The following is a 13273-nucleotide window of genomic DNA, read 5'->3' on the forward strand; positions in this document are numbered from 1 at the left end:
TCCTGTCAGCGCGCCGCCAGCACGGTGCCACGGCATTCGCCGAAACCGATCGAGGCAAAACCTTCGCGGGCGCAGCGGGCGCGCAGGATGATTTCGTCGCCGTCTTCAAGGAACTTGCGCACTTCACCAGACGCCAGTTCGATCGGCTTCTTACCACCCTCGGTGATTTCCAGCAGGCTGCCGAACTGACCGTTTTCCGGGCCGGACAAGGTGCCCGAACCGAACAGGTCACCGGCCTGCAACTGGCAACCGTTGACACTGTGGTGCGCAACCATTTGCGCGACAGTCCAGTACATGTAGCGGGTGTTGCTCAGGGTCAGGCGATGGGCCGGCAGGTTCTGCTCGCGCATTTTTTCGGTGAGCAGCAGCACTTCCAGCTCAATGTCGAAACCACCGCCCTCCTGATCGCGTTTGTCGAGCAGGTACGGCAGCGGCTGCGGATCGCCTTGCGGACGCGCCGGTTGCGCGGTGCGGAATGGTGCCAGCGCTTCGGCGGTCACCACCCATGGCGAGACGCTGGTGATGAAGCTCTTGGACAGGAACGGGCCGAGCGGCTGGTATTCCCAGGCCTGGATATCACGGGCCGACCAGTCGTTGAGCAGACAGAAACCGGCGATGTGTTCAGCGGCGTCACCAATGGCGATCGGCTCGCCCATCTCGTTGCCCTGACCGATCCAGATCCCCAGTTCCAGCTCATAGTCCAGCCGTGCGCATGGACCGAAGGTCGGCTCGGTCGCACCAGCCGGCAGGGTCTGGCCTTTCGGGCGGCGCACGTCGGCACCGGAAGCGCGCACAGTGGACGCGCGACCGTGGTAGCCGATCGGCACGTGTTTGTAGTTCGGCAGCAACGGGTTGTCCGGACGGAACAGTTTGCCGACGTTCTGCGCGTGTTCGATGCCGACGTAGAAGTCGGTGTAGTCACTGATGCGCGCCGGCAGGTGCAGCTGGCAATCGGCGGCCAGTGGCAGCAGTTTTGCGCCCTGAGCTTCAATGTTGCCGCGGTGAGTGCTGCCTTCGCTGAACAGTTCCAGCAGACGTTCGCGCAGGGCAACGCGGGCATCGCGTCCGAGCTCGAAGAAGGCGTTCAGCTGACCGCCGTGCATGGCTTCGACTGCACTGCGCGCGGCGCCGTCGAACAGACCGGCCTCCAGCGCCACTTGCAGATCGAAGATGTGTTCGCCAATCGCCACGCCCGCGCGCGGTGCCGAGCCTTCGATGCTGAACACGCCCAGCGGCAGGTTCTGCAGCGGGAATTCGGTGTGGCCGTTGGCCGAAGCGACCCAACTGCGGGTGATGGAATTCTGAGTCATGGGTTATCTCCGGGTCGGGTCGAACGTGGCGGGCAGCGTGGCCCAGCAGGCGTCGTAAGTGGATTGCAATTGCGGGCAGTCGAGGGCGAAACGGCTTGGGCGCAGCACCTGGCTGGTCTCGAACATGAAGGCCATGGTGTTGTCGATCTTCGCCGGTTTGAGGTCCGAGTTGATGGCTTTGGTGCAGGTCTCGCCGTCCGGGCCGTGGGCGCTCATGCAGCTGTGCAGCGATGCACCGCCAGGCAGGAAGCCTTCGGCCTTGGCGTCGTACTCGCCCTGGATCAGGCCCATGAATTCGTTCATCAGGTTGCGGTGGAACCACGGCGGACGGAAGGTGTTCTCGGCCACCATCCAGCGCGGCGGGAAGATCACGAAGTCGAGGTTGGCCAGACCGTGGACGCTGGTCGGCGAGGTCAGCACGGTGAAGATCGACGGATCCGGGTGATCGAAACTGACGGTGCCGATGGTGTTGAAGCGGCGCAGGTCATATTTGTACGGCACGTTGTTGCCGTGCCAGGCGACCACGTTCAGCGGCGAGTGATTGAGTTCGGTGCCCCACAACTGGCCGAGGAATTTCTGCACCAGCGTAGTCGGCTGTTGCAGGTTTTCGTAGGCGGCGACCGGGGTCAGGAAGTCCCGCGGATTGGCCAGACCGTTGCTGCCGATCGGCCCCAGATCCGGCAGGCGCAACGGCGCGCCATGGTTCTCGGCGACATAACCGCGCGCTTGCGGATCGAGCAGTTCGACACGGAATTTCAGGCCCCGTGGCAGCACGACGATTTCCAATGGCGCCACTTCCAGCACACCCAGTTCAGTGGCGATGCGCAGGCGCCCCAGTTGCGGCACCAGCAGCAGCTCGCCGTCGGCGTTGAAGAAAACGCGCTCCATCGAACGGTTGGCGCAGTAGTGATAGATGCTGATGCCGGCCGGTTTTTCGGCGCCGGAATTGGCCGCCATGCTGACCAGACCGTCGATGAAATCGGTCGGTTCGGTCGGGATGTCCAGCGGGTTCCAGCGCAGGCGATTGGGGGTGACTTCGCCCAACGGGCCACCCGCCAGTTGCCGCTCCAGTTTGACGAATGCCGGGTGATTGGCCGACGGCTGGATCCGGTACATCCAGGTGCGCCGCGCTTCGCTGCGAGTCATGGTGAACGCGGTGCCGGAGAACAGTTCGGTGTACAGACCGTACGGGGCTTTCTGCGGGGAGTTCTGGCCGACGGGCAGTGCGCCGGGCAACGCTTCGGAGCTGAATTCATTGCCGAAACCGGACTGGTAAGCCAGGGCTGAATCGAGGTTCATGGAGCCTCCTGAACAGGGAGTCGGCATGGCCGGACGCTCTGGATCAGAGGTCTTGGCACGCCGGGGTTATTTTTATCGTAATTCAATTACGCATAACGTAATTTGCTCGCTATCGAGCGTCAAGCTATAAAGACGCCCATTCGTTCCGGGACACGGCAGCACCATGGAAAAAACCAGCGACAGCAACGGCAAACAGAAAGTCCGCTCCGCCGAAGTCGGCACCGACATCCTCAAGGCCTTGGCCGAGTTGTCGCCGTCCACTTCGCTGTCGCGTCTGGCCGAACATGTGCAGATGCCGGCGAGCAAGGTTCACCGTTATCTGCAGGCCTTGATTGCCTCGGGCTTTGCCGAACAGAACACCGCCACCAACCACTACGGCCTCGGCCGTGAAGCGCTGCGCGTGGGCCTGGCCGCCCTCAACAGTATGGACGTGCTGAAAGTCGCCGCCCTGCCGCTGGCCGAGTTGCGCGACGAACTCAACGAAACCTGTTTCCTGGCGGTGTGGGGCAATCAGGGCGCGACCGTGGTGCACATCGAACCGGCGGTGCGCGCGGTGACGGTGGTGACGCAACTGGGCTCGGTGTTGCCGCTACTCAGTTCCTCCACCGGCCTGGTGTTCGGCGCTTACCTGCCGCACCGGGAAACCGACGAATTGCGAGAGCAGGAAATCGCCGTCGGCGGCCATCCGCTGGCGGACGAAAAAGCTTATGAGGCATTGTGCGAACAGATCCGCGAACGCGGTCTGCATCATGTCCACGGCTTGCTGATGCCCGGCGTCGATGCCCTGTCGGCTCCGGTGTTCAACGCCCCCGGCCAGGTCGCTGCGGTATTGACCATCGTCGGCCCGACATCGTTGTTCCACGCCGACGAAAACGGCCCGGCGGCGCAGCGGTTATTGGCTGCGACGCGGGCCGTGAGTTGGCGGATGGGTTATCAGCCAGATTGACGAGGCAAGGGGTCAGCCGATGATTCGGGTTTTACTGTCCGCGATCACGTAGGGAGAAGCCACGGCGGTGACATATCCAATCCCCACCGGCACCCCGGTCACGGTCGACACGATCTCGGAAATATCCTTGACTCGCGACAGCAGCCCCACCGCCGAAACAGATCCGCCAACGCCTGCCACAATTCCCACATACAAGAGAATGGAGCTTCTCCACGCCGAGGCGAGATGGTTCTTGCCGGCTTTGTCATCTCCCAGACTGTAGGCAACGATGCCCTGGACGATCGAACGTGTGATGCGCACGATGCTGCTCACCAATCCCACCGGCGGGACAAACAGCGAGACGATATCCACCGCAAGCTCGGTGATCACCATGACCGTGTTCCAGAATCGCTCGGCAGGTGTGGTGGTTTGATAGTCAACGTCGCTGAGCACACGGGAAATCATGCTGTCGAATTCGAACTTGAAATGGGTCACGGCATAACTGTTGTCCAACGCAGGGACAGGGAGAGCGCCTGAAGCGTTTTGGCAGCGAATGACAAAGTTCTGTACGACACCCCTGTGTTCGAGCCTGGTCAGTGCAATGACGTGATTTCCCAGGTCGGCGTCCTTGAGCCCCAGTGTCAAGGATTCGAGCGGGCGGAAACTCAGCCCGTCCGGAGCCTTCGGAATATAGGCCAGCAGCTGCAGCTTCCCTGCCACCCGGCGTCCAAACGTATAAGCGCCCTCGATGCGTCGCCCTTCAAGAACCAGCGTGTAGATACCCTCCTGCGGGGTAGTGCCCGGCTTGAACGGTTCCACTTGATGAGGACGGTCATGATCGAGCCCGTCGACCAGTCCCGCCAGCCAATTGAACTGTTCGGAGGACAGAGAGCCCTGCATCTTCTGAGTCAATGCGGCCCTGAGCATTTCGTTCTGCTTGAGCTTGCAGAACAGTTTCGCCTTGAGATCCAGCGACGGGCCGTTGGCAAAGCGGTCGACCAGATGCCACTCATACATCATGCCCGGCCGCAAACCGATCAACGATTTGACGACCGTCGCATTCAGATTTCCCAGTGAAGAACCATCCCTGGAGACGAATGCCACCTGATCATCACCAGGCCAAAGCTGCCATTGAATGAAGAGCTGGGTAAGCGTCATCCAGTCCTGCCCTTTCACCTTGACATTAACGCGATCAGGATCGATCAAGGGGTGGTTCGGGTCAGAACGACGCAGGTGACTGTTCAACCGTTCCATCACCTGGTCTCGCGAATAAGAAACCAGCGTGGGGATATTCAGCTCGTCTTTCGACAGTTCGTAGAGCGCCTTGAAATCCGTGTTCACTCGGGTAAGCATCTCGCGATCCCGCGACGCCGCATTCCTGTACCAGACGGGCGTGGCCACCTGTTCCTCAGCGATTTCCCAATCGATGATTTCATGGATGGCCCCCATCAGTGGCCCTTCACCGTGCCCCCGAGTCCACTCGACCAGGGTGACTCCACCCCACCACCTCGGTTCAAACACAGGGCCTGGCTCGACATAAGAAAGCTCGTCTTTCACGAAAGCTGCGCGATCCTTGCTGAAAGCCTGAGCGATCAGGAATTCACGATCACGTGGCTCGAAACCCCAGGAGATGAACTGTCGTTTCAATCCGGTCAGATCGGAGAATTCGTACCATTGCTGCCCGGTCGGGGCACCTGGCGCATACAGCACATGTAACTGGAGGTCTGGCGCAGCCCCCCTTGCACGAAACGCAATCATGTCCTTGAACGGCTTGTAGTATTGACGAAACGCAACGCCAAACGCTTCGACTCCCGGATCGCCATGCAGATACCGCTGCACCATATTCTGCCCTTGCGGGCCGATGTGTTTTTGCAGGACGGCGGCGAAGTGGCTGAGCGCAATTTCCTGCCCCAGGACTTCGCGCATGGCTTCGCGAATCCGTGCCTGTGCGAAACGCTGATTGCGTTGATTGGCATATTGCAAACGCAGATCAAACTGGCGGATGGCGAGTTCGATACTCGAAGCCGTCAGTCGAGGATTGGTGTGAAAGGCTTCGAGCTTGATCGTGTAGGGAGCCGCCGTGTCATGCACGCCGTACATGAACAACTGAGTCAGGGTTTTACGCTCGACATGTTCAATACGCCGAGTGCCCATACGCAAAGAATATTCCACTGTTACCCAGACAGTATCAGGGTCCACTCGCCGGGTATCGCCCGCGCTGATGTGGGTTTCGACAACTCCGCGCACGTAGTCCTGAAAAGAAGATACTCCCCCCAGGGCCTCATGCAGGCTCACCTGCCCCCTGAGCAGTTCCTTTTCCAGAGAAGCGAATACTTCCTGATGGTTGGCGGTGGCATCTTTCAACCATTGCGGCCGGGCGTTTCGGTTCATCAGGGCCAGTAGTCTCGCGACCCGCCCCCGGGCAGCGTCGATGACTGCCTGCTGCTGAAGGGTGCTCTCGACCGAACGCACGAGAGCAGGCCGATCCCCGCCCGGCGCCTGTAACCGACGAAGATGGTAAGCAACGTCGCGCTGTTGTTTTTCAAGAAGCTGGGCGGTGAGGGTCTGGAAGATTTCGCCTTGAATGTTCAGGTAACGGATATCCGGAACGCTGCCGAGCTGCTCGGCATCTTCCTGTGAAACACTCCCGAGCAGTTGTGCCCGGGTTTCTGCATTGCCCAGGCGTTGCTGCAACGCTTGATGCATCAAGGTGGGTGTGCGGAATGTTTCCAGGCCGTTCACGGAAGTGTAGAGGACAACCCATTCGTCATCGTCCAGAACCAGTTCGGGGATAGAGCGCCCCGAAAGGTACGTGACAAAGCAGCCGGCGAGCGTTGCGAATCGACCGTTTTCCAGTTGCAGTGAAAGACTGTAGGCCGGAGTCAAAGATGTGCCCTTGATGAAAACGGCATAGCTTTCCTCTACCTCCGGCCGAACGCCTTGCATCTGCACCGTCGCGCCCAATTCCTGCCAGAACAGCGCTGCATAGGCATCCTGCAACTGACGACTGCGCGAAGCCAGCTCACGCCCCAGACCGTCCTTCCCCGAAGATGCAGCCCAGTATTGCGCCAGCAAAGGCGTGTACTTCTGCGCCAGCGATCCGAGCACATTACCGATCAACGAACCGACGGCTACTACATCCAGCCCTTCAATCCGGTCCTCTTCATCCGTGGAGTCAGGCCAATCGTAGACGCCGTACAGACTGGCGTCATAGACGGGCGCATTGCCGGACACCAGGCACTGCATGAACACGTCCATCAACAACCCGGTCGGTTGTGGATTCGCAATCTCTGAATGCTGGGCGGCAATGTAAGTTTTGCTGATATAAATATTCGGTGATAACTGTTGAAGTTCCTTTAACACCAAATCCTGCAAAAGCGATTTGAACGACGGTAGTGCACCCAGCAAACCTTCCAGGTCGTACCTGCGCTTATTGATTTCACTCAGATGTTTTTCCGCCGATAACCTTCCAACTGCATTCATGATAAAACTCCGTTATTACACAGGATAACCAGACGACAAAACATCGCCCAAGCCGTGCAAATAACTTAACCGGAGCAAAACCAATAAAAAACCCACCGTCCTTTGCAAGACATTTAAAAGATCAAACTTAAAAAAAACCAACATACTGATTAACTGACAATTAACAACACAAACCCAGCATTCTCGCGCGCGCCACGGCATGCGTCCGGCGTTCGACGCCCAACTTTGCATGAATTCGCCGGACATGAGTTTTAACGGTATGCAACGAGATGAACAACTTATCCGCTATTTGTTGATTGGAACTTCCCGCCGCAATCAACCCCAACACTTGCGATTCTCTCAGGCTTAATGAATTTTCATTGTCACTGCCATCAAGAAATGGATGTTCGGGTGACTCAGGGCGAATATCCGAAGCAGCTTCGTCAAACTTCATGACCAGACGCTGCAAGTTGAACTGACAGGCCAGCTTGCGGCCCCTGTCGAAATACTGTCGGGCAGATTCCCGATCATTGAGAATCGACGCCACCTCGCTCATTGCCAGCCACTGCTCGGCTTCCAGAACGATCATCCGGCAAGACTGAGCCTGCTCGAGCAAGGACTGCAGCCGCGCCTGCGGCTGGTGCGCCTGCTTCAAGCGGGTCTCGGCCAGAATCAGCAAATACTCGATACGCGGGATCAGCTCCAGCGTCGCCGGCGGCGCCTGCCGTCCACGCGGGCCACGATAGTGCCTGAGCACTCGACTCAACGCTTCACGAGCCAGTTCGGGTCGTCCCTGTTGCAGCCAGAACTCACTGCTGACCTGCAACAGAACACCGCGATAAACCGTGTCTGGAATCTGCCGCTGCTGCATCAAACGTTCGGCATCGCGCAGGTGCATGAATGCTTGCGAATAATCACCCTGATCAGCGGCCAGTTGCGCCTGACCGAGAAAACCGTACAGCACGCGCTTGTCAAAGCTGCGCAAGCAGTCGTCGAGCCCCTGCTGAAAGAGCTCGGCAGCCCGTATTGATTGCCCCATGCTCAGCGCCAGTCGCCCCCGGCGCAAGGCGATACGGCCCAACAACGGCGTCGGTCGCTCGATGGAGGACTCAAGCATTTCGCAAAGATTGGCCAGCAACTCTTCGGCGCGAGCCGACGCGCCCCGTTGCTCCAGCAGTTGGGCGTGATCAAGCTCCAGCAACGCCTCGAACAGCAATGAGCCCTCGGCCCGTGCCAGGCACAGCGCTTCACGATTGATCGAATGAGCCAGCTCCAGATCACCGCACAGCAACGCTTGCTGAGTGCGGCCCGACAGGCACAGCAGACGGGCCGTCCAGGCCTGCGGCGAAAGATCGTTCAAGGCTTGCTCGAAATGCTCGCGCGCCTCGTCCATATGCCCCTGCAAATGCAACAGCCATCCTTGCTGAGCCTGCCAGCGCGCGATCAATTGCCGTTGCTGACCCGCCGACGGTGGCGGTAGAAAACGCGACAGTTGTCCGATGCATTCCGCCGCCTGGGTAAATCGTCCGGCGAACAGCAACGCCGCCGTGATCAGACCGACCAGTTGCGCCGAGCCCAGCAGCAGTTCCTCGCCGCGTTGCTCGTACAGGCGCAGTAACAACACGACTGTCTGTTCCTCGAACAAATGCTCGAAACTGAAGTGTTGCAGCAGGCTCACCGCCACCTCGTATTCTTCGGCCAGCAGCGCCTGTTCAAAGGCGCATTTCCAATGCTGTCCGGCAGCGAACCACTGACAGGCCCGACGATGCCAGGAACGTCCGGCGGGCCAGGGCTCATCGCGCATCAAGCGCGACAGCGCAGCGCACACCTGCAACCAGTCCGGCGACCCTTGCCAGGGTTCGATAAAACACCCAAGCGTTTGCAGCGTGCGCATCCACTGCGCGCCTTCGCCTGCACCGAACAGGTGATCGCACAGGCTGGCGTTGAACCGCGGCAGATGCGCCAACACCCGCCAGGCCTCGGCCAGTTCCGGGCTCAATCCACTGAACAGTTCGTGTTGCAGATAATCCAGCAGAGTGTCCATGCGTTGCTGCGGCAAGGTCTTTTGCGACCAGTCGCATTTTTGCATCAACAGCATTCGCACCCCGGCGCACCAGCCGCCGCTGCGCTGATGAATGCGAGCAGCCACTTGATCGGCCTGGACGGACGGCAGGTGCCGCAACAATTGCGCGATCTCGCCGCGACTCAACGCCAGCGCCGCGCATTCGCACTCGTACAAGGCGTCATCGAGCAACAGGCGCGGCCAGTTGCATTGCGGGCGTCGACGCGTGCCGATCCACCAGGTGACGGCGGGGCCGGCAAGCGCCAGCATCCGGTCGAGCAGTGCATCCAGCGCCGGCTCTTCAACACGACAGTAATCGTCGAGAAACACCCAAACCGGCGAGGACCGGCGCGCCAGCTCATGCAGCAGCGACGACTCATCCGCCGTGGCCAGCCCCAATGCCTGCGCCAGTCGCTCGCAAAATGCCGCAACACTCATCGACATGCCCGCCAACGGCAGCCAGCACACCGTACATTCGACGGGCGCCTGCAACAGGCATTCGGTGAATAACGTGCTCTTGCCACTGCCGGCCGGTGCGCAGATCAGCCGGACCCTTGCCGCAGATTCGAGCAGTGATGCAGTCAGACGCGGACGTGGAAGATGATGAGCCGAGAGTCTGGGCAAGAATCCCGGACGATCCGGAGCGTGGGTCATGGCGGTCATCGGGTACGCCTTTTTATCGTTGTACGCTCACCCTAGCCCTCTCCCTGCTGCTTGTTGACGAGTATTCAGTACGCTGATTGGCGCCCATAAAAAAGGCGACCGTGCGGTCGCCTTTTTGTCTGCCCCTGTATCGAGACCCTTACCGTACGCCCTCCGAACGCAAGGCCGACGGGGTGTAATCGGCGGCCTTGGCTTCGAAGCCGAATTCGAAGCTGTGCTTCTCTTCGTTCTTCATCCCCAGGGCAATGTAACGGCCGGCGATGATGTCGTAGAGCGCTTCGAGGGTGTAGGCCTGGGCCTGGTGATCGTAGTAGTACTGCGCGTGTCCTTCAGCCACTCGCCACAGTTGCCCGCGACCGTCGTAGTGATCGGCCAGCGCCACTTGCCAGCTGTCCTCGTCGATGTACATGTGGCGCTTGGCGTAGATGTGCCGTTCGTTCGGTTTGACTGTGCCGACCACTTCCCAGACCCGGTGCAGTTCATAGCGGGTCAGGTCCTGGTTGATGTGCCCGGCCTTGACGATGTCGTCGTACTTGAGGCTCGGCGAGTCGAGCTTGTAGCTGTTGTACGGAATGTACATTTCCTTCTTGCCGATCAGTTTCCAGTCATAGCGATCCGGGGCGCCGGAGAACATGTCGAAGTTGTCCGAGGTGCGCAGGCCGTCGGCGGCGGTGCCCGGGCCGTCATAGGCGACTTGCGGTGCACGACGGACCCGACGCTGACCGGCGTTGTAGATCCACGCCAGACGCGGTTCCTTCACCTGATCGAGGGTTTCGTGTACCAGCAGCACGTTACCGGCCAGGCGCGCCGGGGCCGTCACCGACTGCTTGAAGAAGGTCAGGACGTTGGCGGCTTTTTCCGGATCGAGATCCTTCATCAGTTGCGGCACGGCGATCTCTTCTTCGAAGCGGATCGGCGTGTAGCTGCCGTTGGTTTGCGGCGTCACCTGCGTGATGATCCGCCGCAGGTTGCCGCCGTGATAACGGGTGATGTGGTTCCACAACACCTCGACGCCATTTTTGGGAATGGGGAACGCGTAGTAGCGGTTACCGGTGAAATTGGCCAGGCCGTTGCCATCGTTGATGCTGGTGACGTTGAGTGCGCTGCGTTTGGCCGACTCGTAGATTTCCGGCGGTGCGGCCACGGTGCGATGGGTCGGGTAGACCGGGATCCTGTAGGTTTCCGGGTAGCGCTTGAACATCGCCACCTGGCCGTCGGACAGCTTGTCCTTGTACTTGTCGACGTTGGCGGCAGTAATCGTGAACAACGGTTTTTCGCTGGCAAACGGGTCAGCCAGAAAACCCTTGCTGTCGACTGCTCCGGCGTTTTTCGGGATACCGCCGGTCCAGGCCGGAATCGAGCCGTCGGCGTTGCCGGCCTTCTCGGCGCCCAGCGGCGTCAGGCTGGTGCCGAGCTTGTTGGCTTCCTCCGGCGACACCGCCGCGATCACGTTGGCGGCCAGCAGGCTCAAGGCCAGGACACCGCATTGCAGAATCATCTTGCGCATTGCATTCATCCTTCTCGGGCAGATCAGAAGTTCACACCGAAGCTCAGGGCCACGAAGTCACGGTCTTCGAGGGTGTTGTAGTCACCACCGAAAAAGTCGGTGTAACTCAGGCTCGCGGTATAGGTGTTGCGATAGTCGGCATCGACTCCGACGCTGACAGCCTTGGCGCCTTCGTTGAACAGACCGTTGGGGCCATAGCCGGCGACGTCGTGGGACCAGGACAGGTTGGGCTTGAGGTTGATCCCGCCGATCACGTTGGCGTAATCGAGGATCGCCCGGGCGCGATAGCCCCAGGAGGTGGAAGTAACGAAACCGTCGGTATCCCCCCCGAAACCATACTGGCCGTAGACCGAGTCACGCCCATAACGCAGCTTGCTGCGCGACTCCAGTCCGCCAACCCGCACCACCGCCGCCTCGCCGACCAGGGTCAGGCGCTGCGCCCCCCAGACCTGATCGATAAAGTGCGTCAGCGTGCTCTGGATCTGCGTCACTTCCTTGCGTCGGTAACCCTTGTTGTCGGCCCCCGGCGAGGTGACCAGCGGCGACGCGGCACCGCCGGCAATCGGATTGACCAGCGCCAGGGTCAGGTCGTTGGTGTTGACCTGCACCGGCGCATTGGGCCGATAGCTGATCTCACCGGTCCAGGCGGTGCCGGTTGGCAACGTGGTGGAGAAACTCGCGCCGTACAGGCGAATGTCTTCCGGGTATTCGAGGTAGTACTGGCCGCGCCCGAGCATCACGCTTTGCGCCAGTCCCGAACCGCTGCCGGGCGCCAGGCGGTTGGCGATCCCGACCATGCCCGGCAATGACGCCAGGGTCGACAGACCGGCGGTACTGGTGCCAACGGTCGGCGTGCGGCTGTGGTAGTTCATGAAGTAGAGGCCGTATTCGGTGTCGTCGCCGAGCCAGCGCAACGCCGTGCCCCATTGCCCGGAGTCCCGCGCATCGCGGTCGCCGCCACGGGGCACGATCACCCCTTCGCGGGTCACCTGGATCGGCTGGCCGAAGGCTGCCGCCAGCGGCGCCAACGGGGCGATCGCCGGGCTGCCGACGGTGTAGCCGTTGTTGCAACCGTCCGCTGCCACATCGACGCCGAAAAACGTCCCGCAGTTGTCGAGGACGGTCTGATCCCATTCCAGTTGATAGAAGCCCTCGACCGTCAGTTGGTCGGTGAGCCCCTGAGAGGCGAACAGCATGTTCACCGGAATCAGCCCCTCCTTGATCTCCGCACCCGGCCGCCGGAACGCCGAGACGTCGATCGGGTTGATGCTGTTGATCGAGTTGCCGATGAAGGTGCTTTCGCCCCAGCTCACCACCTGTTTGCCGGCGCGCACGGTGCCCGGCAAATCGGCGATGGAGTAGTTGTGATAAACGAACGCGTCGAGAATCTGCGCGCCGGACGACTTCGCGCCTTCCTTGCGTCCCTTGTCACTGATCTGTTTGAACTCGCGGTCTTCGTCCTTGAGTTCGAAGTCGTACCAGTACTTGCCGCGCACAAACACACCGGTGTCGCCGTACTTCAGTTCGAGGTCGTGGATGCCTTTGAAGATCTTGGAAAAGGTCTCACCCTTCTTGAAGTTCAAACGCCCGTCATCACCGGTGGAAGACTGGCCCGTGCCGCCGTTGACCGTACCGACCAGCGACTTGTCGGCATCGCGCATGCCCCAGCTCGCTCCGACCGACAGCGACGAATCGAAGGTGCCTTCGATTTCCCCGATATTGAAAGCGACCGCTTGCGCCTGGGCACAGCAACCCAAAGCCACAGCAGCGGCGAGCGCCTGCGGCGTGAAGATGGCGCGCATTGTTGTTTTTGTCATGCGTCTTCCCCGGTGAGTGACAGAAGGCCCCACCCTACTGCCGCGCCACGGCGAGGATAAGCGCACAAAGGAGGTATTCACGCTGTCGCTCGAAAGGATGAATCCCCGCCTGCGACAAGGGTTTGCGCCCGCCATGAACAGGCTGGATGGACCACTATCAACGCAGCGGATAATGACCACCCCAGTGCGCGCCACTGTTACACGCCCCGCAACAGTGCATGTCCGGAA

General features: G+C 60.4%; 7 protein-coding genes. 1 reads left to right on the forward strand and 6 read right to left on the reverse strand.

The genetic code is table 11. From position 1 onward, the window contains the following. Nucleotides 1-5: 5 nt before the first annotated feature. Together fahA and hmgA are read right to left on the reverse strand one after the other, a co-directional pair. Nucleotides 6-1310, reverse strand: coding sequence for a fumarylacetoacetase (gene fahA, locus BMZ46_RS07160; protein ID WP_074691755.1), 1305 nt, complete (start codon nucleotides 1308-1310; stop codon nucleotides 6-8). 3 nt (nucleotides 1311-1313) lie between these two features. Further along, on the reverse strand, nucleotides 1314-2609 hold the full coding sequence (hmgA, locus tag BMZ46_RS07165) for a homogentisate 1,2-dioxygenase (RefSeq protein WP_074691758.1): 1296 nt from the start codon (nucleotides 2607-2609) through the stop codon (nucleotides 1314-1316). A 163-nt stretch (nucleotides 2610-2772) separates the two neighbouring features. On the opposite strand from hmgA, the gene BMZ46_RS07170 reads away from it, so the two are divergent. Beyond that, the gene (locus BMZ46_RS07170; RefSeq protein WP_074691761.1) at nucleotides 2773-3555 is read left to right on the forward strand and encodes an IclR family transcriptional regulator; all 783 of its coding nucleotides are present in this window, start codon (nucleotides 2773-2775) and stop codon (nucleotides 3553-3555) included. 12 nt (nucleotides 3556-3567) lie between these two features. Here BMZ46_RS07170 and BMZ46_RS07175 read toward each other — a convergent pair whose 3' ends face one another. The 4 genes from BMZ46_RS07175 to BMZ46_RS07190 form a co-directional block, all read right to left on the reverse strand. Beyond that, complete coding sequence (locus tag BMZ46_RS07175) at nucleotides 3568-7017, reverse strand: dermonecrotic toxin domain-containing protein (RefSeq protein WP_074691764.1); 3450 nt, start codon at nucleotides 7015-7017, stop codon at nucleotides 3568-3570. A gap of 160 nt (nucleotides 7018-7177) precedes the next feature. Beyond that, nucleotides 7178-9721 (reverse strand): LuxR C-terminal-related transcriptional regulator, encoded by a 2544-nt coding sequence (locus tag BMZ46_RS07180; protein WP_074691767.1) that lies wholly within the window; start codon nucleotides 9719-9721, stop codon nucleotides 7178-7180. A 139-nt stretch (nucleotides 9722-9860) separates the two neighbouring features. Further along, on the reverse strand, nucleotides 9861-11228 hold the full coding sequence (locus BMZ46_RS07185; protein ID WP_039769368.1) for a DUF1329 domain-containing protein: 1368 nt from the start codon (nucleotides 11226-11228) through the stop codon (nucleotides 9861-9863). Nucleotides 11229-11251: 23 nt separating this feature from the next. Continuing rightward, nucleotides 11252-13045, reverse strand: coding sequence for a DUF1302 domain-containing protein (locus BMZ46_RS07190; protein ID WP_074691771.1), 1794 nt, complete (start codon nucleotides 13043-13045; stop codon nucleotides 11252-11254). Nucleotides 13046-13273: the final 228 nt, after the last annotated feature.

Source organism: Pseudomonas sp. NFIX49 (assembly GCF_900115915.1).
In the GTDB taxonomy this organism is placed as follows: Bacteria; Pseudomonadota; Gammaproteobacteria; order Pseudomonadales; family Pseudomonadaceae; genus Aquipseudomonas; species Aquipseudomonas pharyngis.